This window comes from Streptomyces reniochalinae (assembly GCF_003323735.1).
In the GTDB taxonomy this organism is placed as follows: domain Bacteria; phylum Actinomycetota; class Actinomycetes; order Streptomycetales; family Streptomycetaceae; genus Streptomyces; species Streptomyces reniochalinae.
The window spans coordinates 24502-43098 of record NZ_QOIM01000018.1 but is presented as its reverse complement, the minus strand read 5'-3'; the positions used below and the strand labels follow the sequence as shown (position 1 = coordinate 43098).

Sequence of the window (18597 nt, the reverse complement as noted above, 5' to 3'; positions counted from 1 at the left end):
TCACGGATACCCGGCTGACGCTACGACCGGGTAACGCCTCGCGACAAGGGCCGCCCCGAACCGTCGCCCTCCCGGACACCCGACGCGCCGTTGTGCGCGGTATCCGACGCACCACCCTGCTCTGCGCCGTCCCGCCCGGCGGACGGCGCACCGTCCTTACCAGTACCCGAGGCATCGCCCTGCCCGGTACCGGGCGCACCGTTCCGCCCGGCACCCGACGCACCGTTCTCCCCCACCCCCGCCGCGCCCTCCATATGGCGCGGCAACCGCAGCGCTGCCAACGCCCCGAGGAGCAGCAGCGCCGCGCTGACCAGCAGCGTCACGTGCAATCCCGCCACGAACGAGGCGCGCGCCGCCTCCTTGAGCGCCGCTCCGGTGCCGCCGCCGATACGGTCGGCGACCCCGTACGCCTCGCCCAGGGAGTGGCTGGCGTCGGCTCCGTCGCCGCCGGAGATGCCGAAGCGGCCGGCCGCGTCGCGGACGCCCGGCCCGTAGGCGGCGTTCATGACGCTTCCGAGGAGGGCGATGCCGATGCCCGCGCCGAGTTGGTAGGCGGTCTCGCCGACGGCCGCCGCGCCGCCCGACTGCTCGGCGGGGGCCTCGCTGAGCATCGACTCGTAGCAGCCGAAGAGCGTCGTCTCCAGCCCGAAGCCGAGCAGTACGAAGCCGCCGACGAGGAGTCCTGGCCGGTCGTGCTGGCCCACTCCCAGCAGGCAGAGTACGGCGACGGCCGTGGCCACGAAGCCGAGCGCGACCATCGTGCGCGGTCCCAGCAGTGCGAGCAGCCGCGAGCCGAGGAGCCCGGCGGCGATGGCGGCGACGGACAGCGGCAGCAGCCGCAGGCCGGTCTCCAGCGGGGAGAGGCCGAGGACGAGCTGGAGGTACTGGGCGGCTATCAGGGCGAGGCCGACGAGCGCCAGCACGGTCAGCACGATGCAGCCGACGGAGGTGCCGAAGGCGGCGCGGGTGAGGGTGCCGAAGTCGATGAGCGGCTGGGTGCGCCGGCGCTGGCGGCGGACGAACAGGGCCATCAGCGCGGCTCCGACGGCGAGGGGCAGCCAGCACAGGGGGGAGAGCGGTTCGCCGCCGCCGGCTTGTTTGACGCCGAGTATCACGCCGAAGAGCCCCGCGGCCGCCATCAGGGCGCCGAGGACGTCCCACGGCCCCTCGCTGCCGGTGACGGACTCGGGCAGCAGCCAGCGTCCCAGCGGCAGGCCCGCCGCCATCAGGGGAAGGTTGATCAGGAAGACCGAGCCCCACCAGAAGTGTTCCAGGAGCGCGCCGCCCACCAGGGGGCCGACGGCGGCGCCGACGGCGGCGACGGCGCTCCAGATGCCGACGGCCAGGGCGCGCTCACGGCGGTCGGGGAAGACCTGGCGGAGTATCGAGAGGGTGGCGGGCATGATCATGGCGCCGCCGACGCCGAGGAGGGCGCGGGCGCCGATCAGGACGCCGGCGGTGTGCGCGTACGCGGCCAGGGCCGAGGCGACGGCGAAGAACGTGTAGCCGAACAGCAGCACTCTGCGGGTGCCGATCTTGTCACCGAGCGTGCCGAAGAGGATCAGCAGCGACGCGCAGACCAGGGGGTAGGCGTCGACGATCCACAGCAGCTCGATGGAGCCGGGGCGCAGGTCCTCGGAGACGGCGGGGACGGCGACGTGCAGCACGGTGGCGTCGACGGCCACCACGAGCAGGCTCGCGCACAGGACGACGAGCACGACCCATCGGTTGGCCTGTCCGACGGGCCCGCGGCTGTCCGCTCCGCCTTCGGGGACGTCCGCCGCCTGCCGCGCTGTGGCCGTGGTCGTCCCGGACATGTACAGCACCTCCTGTTGCTCTCGCACCCGTGGGCCGGCCGTCTGGGGGGGTGGGACGGTTGCCGGGGGCGGCGTGCTGCCTGCGTGGCCCGCTCGGCGTCGGTCCCGGCCCGGTGTGGAGGGGCGAGTGCCGGTCAGCGTACGCGAGTCGTAGCGGGCGTCCACCGCTCCCCCATTCAACGGGTGTATCGGCGACAGTGCATCTGCCCGGGATACGGGCGTGCATGACGGCCGTTTTCCAGCGATTCTTGCGGTCCGCCCGGTCCGCCCGGTGAGCGGGGGCGTCGCTCCCGCCGCCCGGGGCCCGCGAGCGGTGACCAATAATCGTCCGGATGACTGAACTCGCCGATGCCGGCCACCCCAGCAGCCGTACGGACGTTCCCCGGGATGTCCGTACGACGGGGCGTCGCCGGGTCGTCACCGCCGTGCTGGCGTACGCGGGTGTGCGCGCACTGGGGCTGGCCGTGCTGGCGGTGTGGAGCGCGACGCGGGGCACCAGCCCGCACACGCTGCTCGCGGCCCGCTGGGACTCGCTCTGGTACACCCGGGTCGCCGAGGGCTGGTACGGCTACCAGGTGCGGCTGCCCGAGGGCGGCGTCCACTCGGACCTGGCGTTCTTTCCGCTGCTTCCGGCGCTCGAGCGCGGCTTGGCGCAGCTCTCACCGCTCTCGGCCCCCGACGCGGGCCTGCTGGTGAGCGCGGTCGCCTCGCCGGCCACGGCGTGGGCGCTCTACCTGATCGGCGAGCGGCTGCACGGCCCTCGTGCCGGGGTCTGCCTGGCGGTGCTGTGGGGAGCGGTACCGGTCGGCGTGGTGCAGTCGATGGCCTACAGCGAGTCACTGTTCACCGCGCTGGCGGCCTGGGCGCTGTGGGCGGCGCTGACGGGCCGCTGGGTGTGGGCCGGGACGCTGGCCGCGCTGTCGGGGCTGACCCGCCCGGTGGGCGCCGCGGTCGTGGCGGCGTTGTGGTGCGCGGCCCTCCGCGAGCTGTGGCGCCGGCGGCGGGGGCCCGGGGCGCGCATGGCGCTGGGGCTGCTGCTCGCTCCGGCGGGCTGGTTCGGGTTCGTGGCCTGGGTGGGTGTCCGCACCGGAAGCGTCACCGGATACCTGGACGTCCAGGGCCAGTGGGGCAACGGGTTCGACGGCGGCTGGGCGTTCGCCTGCTTCGTCTGGGAGAACCTGACGGGCACGTTCGTCGGCGGCCTGGCGCTGCTGGCGGGCGTCGCCCTGGTCCTGTGGCTGTACGCGCTGTGCGTGCGGCAGCGGCAGCCTGACGCCCTGCTGGTGTACGCGGGGATCGTGGTGGCGCTCGCCCTGTGCGCCAAGGGCTACTTCGGGTCCAAGCCGCGGCTGCTGCTGCCCGCCTTCCCCCTGCTGCTGCCGCTCGCTGCGGCGCTGTCCCGTTGCAGGACCGGCCGCGCGGCGCTCGCCCTCGGCGCGCTCGCGGCGGCCTCGGCCGTCTACGGCGCCTGGTGGCTGAACGGCTCGGGACCACCCTGAGCCCGGGCACCTCCGACACCATGGAGCACGCCCGGCGCACCGCCGGGGGCCGCCGCGTCGAAGGCCACACGCCCGGCGGCCCGCCTCCTGGCACCCGGCCGCGACGGAAAGCCGTACCGGGTCAGGGGAATGGCGGGAATTGCTGTCAACCGGCCTGTGACTCACGTCGCTTCACGGCTGCCTCAGCACAATCAATCGGCCCGGGAATCGACCGAGATAAACAGAACCTAAGCCTGCGCGGGGCGCTTTTGCACATCACATCGGCATCACGAAGGGCCCGCCCTCGCCGAAGGCACTCTTCACGCGCGGTAATCTCGATTAGGTGCGTACCGACCGAATCTTCTCCCGGCTGGAGCAGGAGCCTCACCGCCCCTGCGGCCCGTCCCCGCGGATGAGCCGCGTCCGGCTGGGTCTGTTCAGCGTCACGGTCGCCTTCTACCTGGCGATCGTGGTCGCCGTCCTGGGCACGACATGGCTCGTCCAGCTCGACTGGCAGGTCATGCTCTTCCGCCCGTACAAGCAGTGGCCCGGCATCCACAGCTTCCTGGACGCCTTCGTGGTGCTGGGGCAGCGCGGACCGACGGCGGTTCTGGTGGCCGCCTGGCTGGGCTGGCGCTCCTGGCGGCAGCGCACACTGCGGCCGCTGCTGGCGCTGGCCTTCGCGCTGTTGCTGCTCAACGTCTCGGTCGGCGCCGTCAAGATCGGCCTGGGCCGGCTGGGACCGCACTACGCCACGGAGATCGGCTCGGCCGAGCTGCTCAAGGGCGGCGATATATTTCCTTCGGGCCACACCGCCAACGCCGTCGTGACCTGGGGCATTCTCGCCTACCTCGCCACCACGCCGCTCGCGAGGCGCTGGCTGTCCGTCGTCGCGGCGGTCTTCGCCCTCGGCGTGGGCGCCACCACCGTCTACCTCGGTACGCACTGGGTGAGCGACGTGTTGCTGGGCTGGGCCGCGGGGCTGGTGATCCTGCTGGGGCTGCCCTGGTGCGAGCCGGCGATCCTGCGGGCCGAGGCGTTCGTCTACGCGCTGCGTGAACGGTTCACCACGGCAGGGTCACGGCTGGCGCCCGCGCCCGCCTCCTCCCCCACGGGGCAGCCGGTCTCCGCGCGCGGGAAGCTGGTCGGCCCCCGGGTGCCCGCGCAGGACTCCGGCTCCGGCAACCGCAGCGCCGCGATGCCCCGCGCGACCGACGAGGCCCACGCGCCCGCGTCGCGCTACTGAGCCCGGCACGGGTCCTTCCGCCGCTGGTCAGCCCTGCCAGCAGCGCACCACCTGGCCGTCCTTGACCGCCTGGTTGAGCCGTCCGGCGACGTACTCCATGGTGATGATCGCGTCGGGTTCCAGCTGCCGCACGCTGGTCCAGCCGCGTTCGCGGGCGCGGCGCTCCGCCTCCTGCGCGGCCAGGCCCACGTAGGTCTCCGGGTCGTCGTCGGGGCGTTGCGGGTTCACGGGTTCCGGTGCCATGGGGTCACCGTATGCGCAGGGTGCGCACACCCGGCAAGTACGGGCCGCATCCCGGCGCCGTCACGCTTGTGTCACAACGCACCGTGCACGGTCGGCGGTTGCCGGTGTCACTCGTACGTGCCTTCCGCGCGGCCTCAATTCGACGGGTTCCGCATTCCGTTCAGGCGTGCGGAAATAGCGGCGCCGGAGCCATTCTCATGAATTCCGGAACGGCAGGCGAAGGGTTCCTTGAGACAGTCTGAAGAGATACGGAAGTCGACCGGTCCTGTTATATACGCGGTGTCGTCCGGCCTTCCGGAGAGCGGGACGGCCGGTCGCGCGACGTGCCGATGTACGCTCTCGGCTCCCGCGGCTCGCGCACCCGCACTCGAAGCCGGGCATCAGGATGTGCACGACTGCCACCCTCCGGCGCGGGGCGCGGTGCGGGCCGGTGTCTTCGCTGAGCGCCCGCACTCCGCGGCGGAGCGCAGCCGGCGGGCGTGCGGACCTCTGCGGCATGGGCGCGGCCTCGCACCGCTCGCGGACAGGTGGTGCCCGCGAGCGGCCTCGAAGCGGCTTCGCACCCGGTCCGGCCGGGAACCGGTCGTTTCACAGGGCGGTGCGGTCGATGCGCACGGCCAGGTCGTTGTTGAGCGTGTAGTAAGGCTTCGCGGTGAGCGCCGGTTCTCCGCCGGCAGCGGCCGTGACCTCCACGGCCTGCGCCGGGTAGGTGAAGATCCGCTTCTTGTCGGCGACGTCGTCGAGGATGCGGGCGACACGCACCGCCTCGGCGCCGTCGTCGGGACGCAGCCACAGGTCCCACAGCCGGTGTTCGGCCAGCGCCGGGTACGCCAGTGTGGCGGTGAACTCCTGCGGGTCGGCGGCCGAAGGGGCCACCTCGAACAGCACCGGAGCGGTGGCCTCCCCCCGGCGGGGCCGGGCCTCCAGGCGGGCGGTCGGCTTCACCTCGGCGCCGTAGAGCCGCCCCGCCAGTTCCAGTCCGCCGTCGTGGACGCACAGCGCCCCGGCTTCCGCGTGCGGCCAGCGCATCCACGAACGGACGCTGAGGTTGCCGTGCTTGGTGGCGTACGGGATGCGCACGCCCAGCCAGGTGCGGCTCTCGTGGGGGGCGCGGTCCACCAGGGAGCGCAGGTCGTTGATGCCGGGTGCCAGCCGGCGCGGCTGCTGCCCCGCCGGCAGGAGGAAGACGTTCCAGCGGCCCTCGCTGAGCCGGACGGTGCTGGGCAGCGCCGCGCGCAGCGTGCCGTCCGCGGCCTCCTGCACGGGCGCCAGCGGGAGCCTGACTTCCTCGGTCTCACCTGAGGGTCCCGGGCGGCGGCGCAGCAGCAGCCCGGCGTCCGCGCCGTGCGAGGCGCCCGCCGGGAGCCGTACGTCGAAGGTGAGGCCGCCTGCGCTGTCGGCGGTGCAGTCGGCCGTCGGGCCGCGCTCGGCGGGCTGTGCGCGCACGGGTTCTCCAGCGTTCTGATGGTGCTGCTCCCCCGCGGCGGTGGGGAGGGGCGCAGGGGGCGAGGCCGGGGTGGTGGTCTCCGCCGCGTTCGTCGGTGTCTCGGTGGTGGTGCCGCTCATGCTGTGCGTCCCGTCTGGAGCGCGGTGTACGCCGTCCCCCGAAGGGCGTCCTTGACCGCGTAGGCCCCGCCCAGCAGCGAGGCGCGGGTGCGGTGCAGCCCGCGGCTGCCCTTGCCGGCGAGGTCCCGCATGAGCGACTCGTAGCGGGCCCCGATCCGGGCGGGGTCGAAGCGCGCGGAGTCGGCGAGTGCGGCCTGGCCCATGCGGCGGCGCAGTTCGTCGTCGTTGATGAGGCCGAGCAGCGCTGAGGCGACGGCGCTCTCGTCTCCCATCGGGACGAGTCGGCCGTCGACGCCGGGCCGGATGATCTCGGCGGGGCCGTGCGGGCAGTCCGTGGCGACGACGGGGAGGCCGCAGCGCATGGCCTCGACGATGGTCATACCGAACGACTCCAGAGAAGAGGTCACGGCGGCGATCGACCCCTTGGCCCACTCGGGTTCGATGGGGTGGATGGCGCCCATGAGGTAGACGTGGTTGTAGAGGTCGAGTTCGTCTATCAGGGCTCGCAGCCCAGGTCTCTCGCGCCCACCGCCGTATATCCGCAGGCGCCAGTCGGGGCGCTCGGCCACGACCTTGGCGAACGCCCTGATCAGCAGGTCGTACCGCTTGGCGGGAGCGAGCCGGCCCGCGGCGACGACCCACTTGCTGCTGCCGTCGGCCGGGGTGACCCCCGGCGCCGGCACGCTGTTGGGCACGGCCTCTATCCGGACGCCGGGCAGGCGCAGTGTGCGGCGGTAGTCGGCGGCGTCGGCCTCGGTGACGGTGGTCAGCGCGTCGAGCCGGGGGTAGACGCTGCGCAGCACGAGCTTCAGGTTGCGCGAGTGGGTCGCGAGGGTGAGGTGTTCCTGGCCGAGGCGCACCGGGCCTCGCCTGGTCTGGCGCGCGAGGTGGGTGTTGAGGCCCGGCCTGGTGCCGATGACGACATCGGCTTCGGTGCCGGCCAGGTGTTCCCCGATGAGGCGGTCGGTCAGGCCGCTGTACATCGGGTACTTGCCGTCGGCCCGCGGAAAGACCTGGGCGGGCCGCGCGTGTTCGGCACCCAGGTCGGCGGGCGTGCGCATCCCGCGGGTGTCGACGAGGTGCCGGAGTCTGACCCCGGGGCCGGGGTCGAATACCGGCCGATCGCGCGTGCGGAAGACCGACACGACCTCCACATCGTGCTGTTCGGCGAGGCAGCGGGCCAGGTTGTAGGTGGTACGGACGGTTCCCCCGATGGCGTACCCGTTGTGGAGCAAAAAGGAGATGTGCATTTTACCCGAGTCCATCGCGTCCTTGCGGTCAGTCCCCCTCTGTCCGCACTGTCACCAAGCTAGACCGTTAAGTACCTGGGAGGGTTGGGTGCGCTGAGCAGGTTGTTTCAGAAGAGTTCTGAACGGTTTCACTTTTGTGACCTTGCGAGGGGAACTTCACCTGCCCTCCGAGCGTTCCTCCGCGACGCCGGGGCGAACACGAGCGCGGCCCCGCCGGGTACCTGACCCGGCGGGGCCGCTCCCCTCGGTGAGGGGTCAGCCGATGAGCGGCTCCACGCCTCAGACGTCGAGCTTCTGGCCGATGACGATGACGTCGGGATCGGAGCCGATGACGTCCTTGTTGGCGGCGTAGAGGTCCTTCCAGCCCTTCCCGTGCGCTGCCGCGATGGAGCCGAGGGTGTCACCGGACTTCACGGTGTAGTCACCCGGACCACCGCGCACCGCACTGCGGTCGGGGTGCGTGGAGGGCCGCTCCTGCGACGGCTGCCCGCTCCGGTCCTGGCCCTGGTTCTGGTCCGGCGCCGGGGCCGACTGCGGCGGCGTGCCGGAGGCCCCCGCCTGCTGGGAGCAGTTGGGCCAGGCTCCCCAGCCCTGGGCCTGCTGCACCTTGGTGGCAACGGCGATCTGCTGCGACCTGCCGGCCTTGTCGGCGGTGGAGGCGTAGGAGCCGCCACCGTAGGCCCGCCATGTGCTGTTCGAGAACTGAAGACCGCCGTAGTACCCGTTGCCGGTGTTGGTCTGCCAGTTCCCACCGCTCTCGCACTGGGCGATGCGGTCCCACACTCCGTCGTTCGACGCCGCCGAGGCCGTCGGAGCCATCGCGGCGAGCAGGGCGAGCGGGGCGGCGATACCGGCACCCGTGAGCACCGCTGCTGTACGACGCTTGAACAAATCAAACCCTCTCCACGAACCCGGGGTCCCCCTCGTTCCCCCCGAACGGACGAGCGGCGGGGCGCACCTGACGCCCGCTCTCGTTCCGCCTGTCCCGGGTGGTGCGCGTTGCACCGTCGTGAAATGTATGGGGTACCTCGCCCGAATTGAAACCAGATCCTCATCTGACCAGGTCAGATGCTGGTTACTCGGTATAACAACGATTTTCGGACACCCCCAAAAGCCCGCAATCCGGGCAGTAGTTGACAGGGCGGGGTGCGCGCTGTGAGTCACTTCACGAGTCGAACTCCCGTTCCGCGCCGATCTGTTGACGGTGCGTGAGCCCGTGCCCCGCGTACGTGACCGGATACCGGCGGGTGCGGACGGCCGTCACGCGCCCGCGCGTGACCGTTACCACAGGCCGCCCGTTGTCCAGGCGAACGCCGAACCGAAAGCCAGGAGCCCCCGTGTCCCCCATGCTCGATGTCAGCGACGCCGTACGCGCCGAGATCGGCGAAGCAGAAGCCGACAGGCTGCTCGCCGGAGAGAACACCCCGGCGGAGTACGACTGCACCTCGTGCCGCACCCGTGGCAACCCCCGCCACGAGCGCACCAGTACCGTGCTGTTCGTCGGTGAGGAGACGGCCGTCCTCGCCTTCGCCCACGCCGCGTGCATCCCCTCCCAGGTGGTCACCGTCTCCGAGGACCAGCTCCAGGGCGCCGTACGCACACTGGCCGCCGGCCAGACCGGAGCCGAACCGGCCAGCGGTCCGGGCCGGGAAGCGCCGGCGGCGGCCCCCGCCGCGCCGCCCGCCGGTGCGGGCCCCCAGCCGAACGCCAGGCAGGCCGTGCTCGGCGTGACGTGCGGGCAGGTCCTCCTCGACGACACGCTGCATCCGGCCATCGTCGTCGAGCCGACAGGACCCATCGCACGCCCCGGCTCCGAGGGACCGGGCGACGACTTCCTGCCGCTGCTGATCGAACACGGCTTCCTGCCCGTCCACGACGTGGCCCGGCAGCCCGCGCCCGTCGCCGGATGGTCGGTGCTGCTGGCCATGGGCCAGCTGCACGCCATCCTGCAACCCCCCACCTCGCCCGGCACCCAGCCGGTCGCCTGGTGGCAGGCGCACCAGCCGCTCGCCGTCACCGACGGCTGGCGCACGGCGGCCGCCAAGAACCACACCGTGCTGGTCTACGCGGCACCCGCCGGATCCATCGGCCAGCAGCCCCGCGAAGACCTGCTGCGGGAGGCGCTGGAGAAGGCGGCCGCCGGCGGCCTGCTGGTCGCCGGAACGATGCCGCTGGCGGGCACATGAGCCGCCGCACCGCACCGGGGGCCGCGGCGTGAACGGCGCGCGGCCGCCCCTGCGATCAGGTCATTCGCGGCCCCGGCCCGCATCCGGCACGCCGCACGGTCGTTGGGCAGACGTGCAGCCATACGAGCCTCTCCGAGCCCACCCCGCCCACCACGGCAGCAGCCGGGTGCCCGCCCCTTCGGGGACCTTCGTCGTCCCGAGGATGCGGTCGCCGCACAGCACGTCACCGGAAGGGTCGACACCCATCTACGACTCGCTGTACGCGGAGTACCGCAGACTCTTCCGCGCGCTGCCGGGCGACCGCACGGGCGAGGAGGAGCTGCGGTTCGTGGGGTTCGGCACGGTACACGGCACGGGCACAGGGTCCTGGCGCGACGAGGACGGGCCGACCGCCTCCTGGCACACGCCCGCCTGGCATCTGCCCGCGCTGCCCCCGGCGCCCCGCCACGGTCACCACCACTGAGGTGGCCGGGCGGGGCCCACCCCGCGCACCGTCACTTCTTGCGGCCGCGCTTCTCCCGCACCCGCACCGAGATCTGCAACGGCGTCCCCTCGAAACCGAACTCCTCGCGCAGCCGCCGCTCCACGAAACGGCGGTAGCCCGCCTCCAGGAAACCGGAGGCGAACAGCACGAAGCGCGGCGGCTTGGTGCCCGCCTGGGTGCCGAAGAGGACGCGGGGCTGCTTGCCGCCCCGCACCGGGTGCGGGTGCGAGGCCACGATCTCGCCGAGGAACGCGTTCAGCTTCCCGGTCGGCACCCGCGTCTCCCAGCCGGCCAGCGCCGTCTCGATCGCGGGCACCAGCTTCTCCACGTGCCGCCCGGTACGCGCCGAGACGTTGACGCGCGGCGCCCACTGCACCTGCACCAGGTCCCGCTCGATCTCCCGCTCCAGGTAGAAGCGGCGCTCCTCGTCCAGCGTGTCCCACTTGTTGTAGGCCAGCACGACGGCGCGGCCCGACTCGACGGCCATGGTGATGATGCGCAGGTCCTGCACGCTGATCGACTCGCTGACATCGATCAGGACGACCGCGACCTCGGCCTTCTCCAAAGCCGCCGCGGTGCGCAGCGACGCGTAGTAGTCGGCGCCCTCGGTCAGATGGACCCGGCGCCTGATGCCTGCGGTGTCCACCAGCTTCCACGTCTTGCCGCCGAGTTCGATCAGCTCGTCCACCGGGTCGCGAGTGGTGCCGGCCAACTCGTTGACGACGACGCGCTCCTCGCCGGCCACCTTGTTCAGCAGGGAGGACTTGCCGACGTTGGGGCGGCCGATCAGAGCCACCCGGCGCGGCCCGCCCAGCGCCACCCCGCCGAACGTCTCGCGGGGCGCCTCAGGCAGCGCCTTGAGCACCTCGTCCAGCATGTCGCCCGTGCCGCGCCCGTGCAGCGCCGAGACGGGGTGCGGCTCGCCCAGACCCAGCGACCACAGGTAGGCGGCGTCCGCCTCGCCCGAGGGCCCGTCGACCTTGTTGGCACACAGCACCACCGGCTTGCCCGCGCGGCGCAGCAGCTTGACGACGGCCTCGTCGGTGTCGGTGGCGCCCACCACGGCGTCCACCACGAACACCACAGCGTCGGCGGCCTCCACCGCGAACTCGGCCTGCGCGGCGACGGAGGCGTCGATGCCCAGGACGTCCTGCTCCCAGCCGCCGGTGTCGACCACCTTGAACCGGCGGCCCGCCCACTCGGCCTCGTAGGTCACCCGGTCACGGGTGACGCCGGGGCGGTCCTCGACGACCGCCTCGCGACGGCCGATGATCCGGTTCACCAGCGTCGACTTCCCGACGTTGGGGCGGCCGACGACCGCCAGCACCGGCAGCGGCCCGTGCCCGGCCTCACCGAGCGCGCCCTCGACCTCCTCCTGGTCGAAACCCTCCTCGGCGGCCAGCTCAAGGAACTCGGCGAACTCGGCGTCACCCAGCTCACCGTGCCCCTGCTCGGTGCCGTCGTCGGCGGGCTGCATCTGGTCGTTCATGACGTCTCGTCCTCGTCGTTCAGCGATCCCGTCCAGGGACCGGGGGCCGGGCTCACCGGCGGCGGCCGCGGGTCGGCGGCCGGCTCGTCGGTACAAATCAGCGGCCGGTCAGCCGCCTGGCGTCTTTCAGATGTGCGGTCAGCCGCTCCTGGAGCTGAACGGTGGCCAGATCCAGCGCCTTGCGCGTCCGGCGCCCCGAGCCGTCGCCCACGGTGAAAGGATCACCGAAGACCACGTCCACCCGGCTGCGCAGCGGCGGAAGCGCCCGTATCAGCCGCCCGGGGCGGTCGGCGCTGCCGAGCACCACGACCGGGACGACCTGCGCGCCGGAGCGCAGCGCGAAGTAGGCGAGCCCTGAGCGCAGCGAGGCGAAGTCGCCCTCGCCGCGGGTGCCCTCGGGGAAGATCCCCAGCACCCCGCCGCGCTCCAGTACGCCCAGTGCGCTGGTGACGGCGTTCCGGTCGGCGGACCTGCGGTCCACCTTCAGCTGGCCGATACCGCGCAGGAACGCGTCGAGCGGGCCGACGAACGCTTCCTTCTTGATCAGGAAGTGCACGGGGCGCGGCGCCGTCCCCATCAGCATCGGGCCGTCGACGTTGTGCGCGTGGTTGACCGCCATGATCACCGGGCCTCCCGGCGGCACCCGCCAGGCGCCCAGCACCCGGGGCCGCCACAGCGAGTACATCAGCCCCAGGCCGATCCGGCGGCCGACGGCGGCGCCCCGCTCGCCGGGGACGCCGGGGAAGGAGTCCGTCCCGGCCGGGACGGCGCGAGCGGAATCCGTCTTGCCGGGGACGCCGCGAGCGGAGTCCTTCGGCGTCACCGCGCCGCCTCCTCCACCGGCTCCGCCTCCGCCTTCCGCGCCGCGGCCTTCTCCACCAGGGTGACCACGCACTCGATGACCTGCTCCAAGGTCAACTCGGTGGTGTCCACCTCGACGGCGTCGTCCGCCTTCTTCAGCGGAGAGGTCTTGCGGCTGGAGTCCGCCTTGTCACGGGCGGTCAGCGCCTGCTGGGTGGCGGCCAGATCCGTCACCGGCCTGCCTGCGGTGGTCTTCAGCTCGCCGCTGCGGCGAGCCGCCCTGGCCTCGGGCGAAGCCGTGAGGAAGACCTTCAGGTCGGCCCCCGGCAGCACCGTGGTGCCGATGTCCCGGCCCTCGACGACGATGCCGCCGCCCGCCTCGGCGGCGATCATCCGCTGCAACTCGGTGATCCGGGCACGCACCTCGGGCACGGCGCTGACCGCGCTGACCGCGGCCGTCACCTCCTGCGTCCGGATCGGGCCCGAGGCGTCGAGCCCGTCGGCCGAGATGGCCGGCTGCCGGGGGTCGGTGCCCGAGACGATGCTCGGCTTGTCCGCCGCGGCCGCGATCGCCTCCTGGTCCGCGACGTCCACACCATTGCTGAGCATCCACCAGGTGATCGCCCGGTACTGCGCGCCGGTGTCCAGGTAGCTCAGCCCCAGCTGGGCCGCGACGGCCTTGGAGGTGCTCGACTTGCCCGTGCCGGAGGGGCCGTCGATGGCGACAATCACTGCTGCGGGGGTCGCGGACACGGTGGTGGGCACCTTTCGTGGGTCTACGGGCTCTCGGCGCGCGCGGCGCGTGGGGCGGCGGGTGGGCGCCTGATTCCCCCGCACAAGGCTACCGGCTGTCGTGGGTGGGCCATGCCGCGCGTCCCGGACCGTCTCGGGACGGTCCGGGTGACGGGGCGCGCCCCCTCCCGGGGCGGCCGCCGGCGGCCCGGTGACGGTGGTCCGCCGGCCCCTGGGCACGCGGGCCCCCGCCCAGGGTGGACCCCGCTCCGGGGGGCCCGCTCTGGGGTGGTGGGCCCCGCTCTGGGTGGTCCCGGAACCCGGGACGACCCCGGGTGGAACCAGGACCGGGATGAGCCCCCCCGGGTGGTCCCGGATCCGGCATGGGCCCCGCCCCAGTCCGGTCCCAAGGCCGGGGCGGTCCCAAGGCCGCCGGGGCAGTCCCGGGAGCCGGGGCGGCCCCGGCCCCCGGTCGCTTCGGGGCTACTGGCGTAGGGACCAGCCTCGGTCTCGTAGTTCCTGTTCCAGTACCGGCACCGCGCCCGGCTCGACCATCAGCTGCATGTAGCCGGCCTGCTGCCCCGTCGCGTGCTCGATGCGGACGTCCTCGATGTTGACCCCCACCGAGTCGGCGTCCGCGAAGATCCTCGCCAGCTGTCCGGGGCGGTCGCTGATGAGCACGGTCACCGTCTCGTAGGCGGCCGGCGCCTGCCCGTGCTTGCCCGGAACCCTGGCCCGGCCCGCGTTGCCGCTGCGCAGCAGCATCTCGACGCCCTCGGCGCCGCTGGCCCGCTCCTTCTCGTCCGCCGAGCCCAGCTCCCGCAGGGATCTGACCACCGCCTGTAGGTCGCCGGCGACCTCGGCGAGGACGTCGGCGACCGGGCCGGGGTTGGCCGACAGGATGTCCACCCACATCCCCGGATCGGAGCCCGCGATCCGGGTCACGTCACGAATGCCCTGGCCGCACAGGCGCACATCCGTCTCTGCCGCCTCCACCAGCCGCGCCGCCACCAGGCTGGACAGCAGCTGGGGGGTGTGCGAGACGAGAGCGACGGCCCGGTCGTGCGCGTCCGCCTCCATCACCACCGGCACCGCCCCGCACAGCGCGATCAGCTCCAGTGCGAGGTTCAGCACCTCCGTGTCCGTGCCGGGCGTCGGCGTCAGCACCCAGGGCCGCCCCTCGAACAGGTCGGCCGTCGCCGCCAGCGGGCCCGACTGCTCCCGGCCCGACATCGGATGGCTGCCCAGGTACGTCGTCAGATCGCCGCCCAGTTCGGTCAGCTCCCGGCGCGGCCCGCCCTTGACGCTGCCCACGTCGATCACACCGCGCGCCAGCCCGCGGCGCTGCACGTGGGCGACGGTCTCCGCGATGTGCGCGGGCGGCACCGCGACGACGGCCAGGTCGACAGGGGAGCCCGGCTCCGGCTCCCCCTCCGTGCCCGCGCCCAGCGCGGCGGCCGTGCGGGCCCGCTCCGGATCACGGTCGCTGAGATGCACCCGCACCCCGCGCGCGGCGAGGGCGAGTGCGGCCGAGGTACCGATGAGGCCCGTGCCGAGCACGAGAGCTGTACGCATGACTCTGCGGTGTCCTTGCGGGGTGGGGTGTTCCGGGGCTCAGGGTGTTGCCGGCCAGGATACGGACCGGCGGTACGGGGCCACCCGCGGGCCGAGTGGGGAGTACTGCGCACGCGTGCATGTGCGAGCCGCTCGGCCGGTGAGGCGGTACAAGTGAAGGCATGATCTTCCACGTGGTCCCGCTGGACGACTGGCTGCTGGCCCCGGACCGTCCCTACTCCCCGCGCGTGCTCGCCGAGGACGGCTTCATCCCCTGCACCGCCGACGAGCAGCACGCGCTGGCCGTCGCCGACACGCGGTTCCGCGCGGCGGTCGGGCCCGTCATGGCGCTCATGATCGACGAACAGCGGCTGGACGCGCGAGTGCGGTGGGAGCCCGCTCCGCTGATCTACGGGCGGGTCAATCGGTCGGCGGTGGCGGGGATGCTGGAGGTTCGGCGCGATGCGGAGGGGAGAGCTCTCGCTCTGGCCCTCTGGTCTTGATCGGGGCTCCGCCCCGTTGGCCCCTCCTGTGGGGCGGGCCCCCATGTCCTTCTCGTTCCATGGAGGCCGCCCACCCCCGGGTGTGCTGATCTCTGTCTGGGGCCCCGCCCCCCCTGGGAATCCCCGAAGGCATGTGCGGGTTCTCTCTGGGGTGAGAGGGCTCGGACCGGGCTTTTAGAGGTCTACCTCGTTCATGAGCATGCCTACTTCCGTGTTGGTCATGCGGCGGAGCCACCCGGACTTCTGATCGCCCAGGGCGATGGGGCCGAAGCGGGTGCGGACGAGTTTTTCGACGGGGAAGCCGGCTTCGGCGAGCATGCGCCGCACGATGTGCTTGCGGCCCTCGTGGAGGGCGACCTCCACGAGGTAGTTCTTGCCGTGGTTCTCGACCACGCGGAAGTGGTCGGCGCGCGCGAAGCCGTCGTCCAGCCGGATGCCGTCCTTGAGCTGCTTGCCCAGTTCCCGCGGCAGCGGACCCTGGATGGCGGCCAGGTAGGTCTTCGTCACGCCGTAGCGCGGGTGGGTGAGGCGGTGGGCCAGCTCACCGTGGTTGGTGAGCAGGATCAGCCCCTCGGTCTCGGTGTCGAGCCTGCCGACGTGGAAGAGCCGGGTTTCGCGGTTTTGGACGTAGTCGCCCAGGCACTGGCGGCCCTCGGGGTCCTCCATCGAGGCGACGACGCCGGCCGGCTTGTTGAGGGCGAAGAAGACGTAGGACTGGGTGGCGATGGTCAGCCCGTCGACCTTGATCTCGTCCTTCTCCGGATCGACCCGCAGCCCCTGCTCGCGGATGATCTCGCCGTTGACCTCGACCCTGGCCTGTTCGACCAGCTCCTCGCAGGCCCGCCGGGAGCCCATACCGGCCCGGGCCAGCACCTTTTGCAGACGCTCGCCTTCCTGCTCGCCGAAGGTCTTGGGCAGCTTGGCTGCGGGCTTGCTGTGCCGGGCGCGGTTGCGCTCCTCGATCTGGGCCTCGTACTCGCGGGGACGCGCGGGGGCCGAGGCCCTGCGGTCGCGTGCCTTGGGTGCGCCGCTCTTGGTGACGTTCTTGCGGGTGTTGCCACCGCCTTGGCCGCCTCGGCCGCCCTGGCCGCCCTGGCCGCCTCGGCCGCCCTGGCCGCCTCGGCCGCCCTGGCCGCTTTGGGGTTTCCGGGCGCCGCCCTGGGGCTTCTGACCGCTTCGGCCGCCCTTGTCGCCCGGTCGGCCGTCGCCACCCGGTCGGCCGTCGCCGTCGGGCCGGCCGCCGGCCTGGGTGTAGCGGCGCTCCTCGGGCCGGGGCTGGCGGGGGGTGCGGGACTGCTGGTCCCGGCTCCGCTGCCCGCCGCCCTGGCCACGTGGGGTGCCGCCGCGGGGGGCGCTCTGGCCGCCGCGGCCCGCGCCGCCCTGTTTGCCGCCTCGGTTACCGCCGGTGTTCCTGCCGCTGCTTCGCATCAATGTTCCGTCTGGGACTCGGGGGAAGGATCGTCTACGTCGAACGACGGCATGCCTTCTGGGGTCTCCCCCTCCACGGCCTCCGCCTCCGGAAGGAAGGGCGCCAGTTCCGGAAGCTCGTCCAGGCCGCGCAGGCCCATCCGCTCCAGAAAGTAATGCGTCGTCCTGTAAAGGATCGCACCTGTCTCGGGTTCCGTGCCCGCCTCCTCCACGAGACCGCGCTGGAGCAGCGTACGCATGACGCCGTCGCAGTTCACACCGCGTACGGCCGAGACGCGGGAGCGGCTGACCGGCTGCCGGTAGGCGACGACGGCGAGGGTTTCGAGCGCGGCCTGGGTCAGCCGCGCCTGCTGGCCGTCGAGCACGAAGCGCTCGACCGCGTCCGCGTAGTCACCGCGCGTGGAGAAGCGCCAGCCGCCGGCGACCAGCCGCAGCTCGAAGCCGCGCCCCTGCACGGTGTACTCGTCGGCCAGCTCGCGCAGGGCGTCGGAGACCTCGCGGGGCCGCCGCTGGAGCACCTTGGCCAGGTGCTCGGCTGTGGCGGGTTCGTCCACGACCATGAGGACCGCCTCCAGGGCGGGCTTCAGCTCCAGCTGAGCGACCTCGAAGCCGCCGGCGGGCGGTTCGGTGCCCTCGCCGACGGCCTCCTGGACCTCGTAGGTCTCCTCGGCCGTGCCGGCCGCTGTGTCACTCATCCCTGTGCTCCCCTGGCTCCTGCTTGCCCGCTCCCGGCTCCTGGTCGAACTCGTCGGTCACCACGGGTGCGGTCTCGGCCGTGCCACTCCACCGTACGAGCAGCGCGCCCAGCGCCTCGTCCTGGTGCAGCTCGACGGCCCGCTCACGGTAGAGCTCCAGCAGCGCGAGGAAGCGGGCGACGACGGTGAGGGTGTCGGTGGTGTCCTCGGTCAGCTCCTGGAAGCTGGCCTCGCCCCGCTCCCGCAGCCGCGCGACGACCACCTCGGCCTGCTCGCGGACGCTGACGAGGGGCGCGTGGATGTGCTCGACGTACACCTGCGGTTTCGGCTTGGGCCGCATCGCCTTGACCGCCAGCCTGGCGAAGCCCTCGGGGCCGACGCTGAGCGCCACTTCGGGCAGCAGCTCGGCGTGGTGCGGCTCCAGCCCCACGGTGCGGGGGAAGCGCCGGGCCTCCGTCTCCAGGCGGCCCGCGAAGATCGCGGCGATCTCCTTGTAGGCGCGGTACTGGAGCAGCCGCGCAAAGAGCAGGTCGCGGGCCTCCAGCAGGGCGAGGTCCGCCTCGTCCTCCACTTCAGCCTGTGGCAGCAGCCGTGCGGCCTTCAGGTCGAGCAGGGTGGCGGCGACGACGAGGAACTCGGTGGTCTGGTCGAGGTCCCACGCGGGGCCCATGGCGCGGATGTGCGCCATGAACTCGTCGGTGACCTTGGAGAGGGCGACTTCGGTGACGTCCAGCTTGTGCTTGGAGATGAGTTGGAGGAGGAGGTCGAAGGGGCCCTCGAAGTTGTCCAGGACGACGCGGAATCGTCCGTCGTCGGCCTCCCCCTCGGATTCCGGCTCCGCTTCGGCCTCCGGGTCCCCGTTGGCCTCCGGTTCCTCGGCGGGCTCCGGCTCCGCGTCCGTCGGCGGGTTGCCGGCGGTGTCCGGTTCGTCTGCGGGGCCGATCTGCCGCGCGCCCCGGGTCTGTTCGGGCGGGCGGGGCTCGACCGGGGGCCGCGGAGCGGGCGGTTCGGCGGGCTGCGGCTCCGGCGGCTCGTGCGCCACCGCGGGCCCCCGCCCCAGCGGTCGGCGGGAGCCCCGGTGGTGGAGCGCGTCGTCTGGAGTCGGTGGGGGCATCGCAGGCAGCG

Annotated in this window: 17 protein-coding genes; 5 read left to right on the top strand and 12 right to left on the bottom strand. The window is 72.8% G+C overall.

Features of this window, described 5'->3' with window-relative positions; translation table 11 throughout:
- Positions 1-20: 20 nt before the first annotated feature.
- Positions 21-1817, bottom strand: a complete 1797-nt coding sequence (locus DQ392_RS01010) for an MFS transporter (RefSeq protein WP_114013684.1) — start codon at positions 1815-1817, stop codon at positions 21-23.
- 332 nt (positions 1818-2149) lie between these two features.
- Here DQ392_RS01010 and DQ392_RS01005 point away from each other — a divergent pair, with 332 nt between their 5' ends.
- Positions 2150-3316: a glycosyltransferase family 39 protein gene (locus DQ392_RS01005; RefSeq protein ID WP_114013522.1), complete on the top strand. Its 1167-nt coding sequence runs from the start codon at positions 2150-2152 to the stop codon at positions 3314-3316.
- Between the two features lie 322 nt (positions 3317-3638).
- Positions 3639-4541, top strand: a complete 903-nt coding sequence (locus tag DQ392_RS01000) for a phosphatase PAP2 family protein (protein WP_114013521.1) — start codon at positions 3639-3641, stop codon at positions 4539-4541.
- A gap of 27 nt (positions 4542-4568) precedes the next feature.
- On the opposite strand, the gene DQ392_RS00995 is transcribed toward DQ392_RS01000, so the two are convergent.
- From DQ392_RS00995 to DQ392_RS00980, 4 genes are all read right to left on the bottom strand, one after another.
- A complete protein-coding gene (locus DQ392_RS00995; RefSeq protein ID WP_114013520.1) occupies positions 4569-4784 on the bottom strand; it encodes an I78 family peptidase inhibitor in 216 nt (71 codons plus the stop codon).
- 588 nt (positions 4785-5372) lie between these two features.
- Positions 5373-6350, bottom strand: coding sequence for a hypothetical protein (locus DQ392_RS00990; RefSeq protein ID WP_114013519.1), 978 nt, complete (start codon positions 6348-6350; stop codon positions 5373-5375).
- Positions 6347-7600 carry a glycosyltransferase family 4 protein gene (locus DQ392_RS00985; RefSeq protein WP_114013518.1) on the bottom strand — a complete coding sequence of 418 codons (1254 nt, stop codon included), beginning with the start codon at positions 7598-7600 and terminating at the stop codon, positions 6347-6349. The genes DQ392_RS00990 and DQ392_RS00985 overlap by 4 nt, the downstream gene beginning before the upstream one ends.
- Before the next feature lie 279 nt (positions 7601-7879).
- A complete protein-coding gene (locus tag DQ392_RS00980) occupies positions 7880-8491 on the bottom strand; it encodes a transglycosylase family protein (protein ID WP_245981021.1) in 612 nt (203 codons plus the stop codon).
- Positions 8492-8946: 455 nt separating this feature from the next.
- Here DQ392_RS00980 and DQ392_RS00970 point away from each other — a divergent pair, with 455 nt between their 5' ends.
- Together DQ392_RS00970 and DQ392_RS00965 are read left to right on the top strand one after the other, a co-directional pair.
- On the top strand, positions 8947-9786 hold the full coding sequence (locus DQ392_RS00970; protein WP_114013515.1) for a hypothetical protein: 840 nt from the start codon (positions 8947-8949) through the stop codon (positions 9784-9786).
- Between the two features lie 202 nt (positions 9787-9988).
- The gene (locus DQ392_RS00965) at positions 9989-10249 is read left to right on the top strand and encodes a hypothetical protein (protein ID WP_114013514.1); all 261 of its coding nucleotides are present in this window, start codon (positions 9989-9991) and stop codon (positions 10247-10249) included.
- A gap of 31 nt (positions 10250-10280) precedes the next feature.
- Here the strand turns inward: DQ392_RS00965 and der are convergent, their stop codons facing one another.
- The 4 genes from der to DQ392_RS00945 all read right to left on the bottom strand — a co-directional run bounded on the left by der (position 10281) and on the right by DQ392_RS00945 (position 14867).
- Positions 10281-11759 (bottom strand): ribosome biogenesis GTPase Der, encoded by a 1479-nt coding sequence (gene der / locus DQ392_RS00960; protein ID WP_114013513.1) that lies wholly within the window; start codon positions 11757-11759, stop codon positions 10281-10283.
- A 97-nt stretch (positions 11760-11856) separates the two neighbouring features.
- Complete coding sequence (locus tag DQ392_RS00955; protein WP_114013683.1) at positions 11857-12444, bottom strand: lysophospholipid acyltransferase family protein; 588 nt, start codon at positions 12442-12444, stop codon at positions 11857-11859.
- Between the two features lie 134 nt (positions 12445-12578).
- Complete coding sequence (gene cmk / locus DQ392_RS00950) at positions 12579-13313, bottom strand: (d)CMP kinase (RefSeq protein WP_245981019.1); 735 nt, start codon at positions 13311-13313, stop codon at positions 12579-12581.
- Positions 13314-13775: 462 nt separating this feature from the next.
- Entirely contained in the window at positions 13776-14867 is a 1092-nt protein-coding gene (locus DQ392_RS00945) for a prephenate dehydrogenase (protein ID WP_114013511.1), read from the bottom strand.
- 161 nt (positions 14868-15028) lie between these two features.
- Here DQ392_RS00945 and DQ392_RS00940 point away from each other — a divergent pair, with 161 nt between their 5' ends.
- Positions 15029-15349, top strand: a complete 321-nt coding sequence (locus tag DQ392_RS00940; RefSeq protein WP_114013510.1) for a DUF952 domain-containing protein — start codon at positions 15029-15031, stop codon at positions 15347-15349.
- Between the two features lie 174 nt (positions 15350-15523).
- Here the strand turns inward: DQ392_RS00940 and DQ392_RS00935 are convergent, their stop codons facing one another.
- The 3 genes from DQ392_RS00935 to DQ392_RS00925 are packed head-to-tail and all read right to left on the bottom strand — an operon-like array spanning position 15524 to position 18586.
- Positions 15524-16777, bottom strand: a complete 1254-nt coding sequence (locus DQ392_RS00935; RefSeq protein WP_114013509.1) for a pseudouridine synthase — start codon at positions 16775-16777, stop codon at positions 15524-15526.
- Complete coding sequence (scpB, locus tag DQ392_RS00930; protein WP_114013508.1) at positions 16777-17472, bottom strand: SMC-Scp complex subunit ScpB; 696 nt, start codon at positions 17470-17472, stop codon at positions 16777-16779. The genes DQ392_RS00935 and scpB overlap by 1 nt, the downstream gene beginning before the upstream one ends.
- Positions 17465-18586 (bottom strand): segregation and condensation protein A, encoded by a 1122-nt coding sequence (locus DQ392_RS00925; RefSeq protein WP_181856221.1) that lies wholly within the window; start codon positions 18584-18586, stop codon positions 17465-17467. Before DQ392_RS00925 ends, scpB begins: the two co-directional genes overlap by 8 nt.
- Positions 18587-18597: the final 11 nt, after the last annotated feature.

Bases quoted from the DNA above. Each gene is read 5' to 3' on its own strand.
- DQ392_RS01010 (WP_114013684.1), bottom strand. From the start codon at position 1,817: ATGTCCGGGACGACCACGGCCACAGCGCGGCAGGCGGCGGACGTCCCC.
- DQ392_RS01005 (WP_114013522.1), top strand. From the start codon at position 2,150: ATGACTGAACTCGCCGATGCCGGCCACCCCAGCAGCCGTACGGACGTT.
- DQ392_RS00995 (WP_114013520.1), bottom strand. From the start codon at position 4,784: ATGGCACCGGAACCCGTGAACCCGCAACGCCCCGACGACGACCCGGAG.
- DQ392_RS00990 (WP_114013519.1), bottom strand. From the start codon at position 6,350: ATGAGCGGCACCACCACCGAGACACCGACGAACGCGGCGGAGACCACC.
- DQ392_RS00985 (WP_114013518.1), bottom strand. From the start codon at position 7,600: ATGCACATCTCCTTTTTGCTCCACAACGGGTACGCCATCGGGGGAACC.
- DQ392_RS00970 (WP_114013515.1), top strand. From the start codon at position 8,947: ATGCTCGATGTCAGCGACGCCGTACGCGCCGAGATCGGCGAAGCAGAA.
- DQ392_RS00965 (WP_114013514.1), top strand. From the start codon at position 9,989: ATGCGGTCGCCGCACAGCACGTCACCGGAAGGGTCGACACCCATCTAC.
- der (WP_114013513.1), bottom strand. From the start codon at position 11,759: ATGAACGACCAGATGCAGCCCGCCGACGACGGCACCGAGCAGGGGCAC.
- DQ392_RS00955 (WP_114013683.1), bottom strand. From the start codon at position 12,444: ATGTACTCGCTGTGGCGGCCCCGGGTGCTGGGCGCCTGGCGGGTGCCG.
- DQ392_RS00945 (WP_114013511.1), bottom strand. From the start codon at position 14,867: ATGCGTACAGCTCTCGTGCTCGGCACGGGCCTCATCGGTACCTCGGCC.
- DQ392_RS00940 (WP_114013510.1), top strand. From the start codon at position 15,029: ATGATCTTCCACGTGGTCCCGCTGGACGACTGGCTGCTGGCCCCGGAC.
- DQ392_RS00935 (WP_114013509.1), bottom strand. From the start codon at position 16,777: ATGCGAAGCAGCGGCAGGAACACCGGCGGTAACCGAGGCGGCAAACAG.
- scpB (WP_114013508.1), bottom strand. From the start codon at position 17,472: ATGAGTGACACAGCGGCCGGCACGGCCGAGGAGACCTACGAGGTCCAG.
- DQ392_RS00925 (WP_181856221.1), bottom strand. From the start codon at position 18,586: ATGCCCCCACCGACTCCAGACGACGCGCTCCACCACCGGGGCTCCCGC.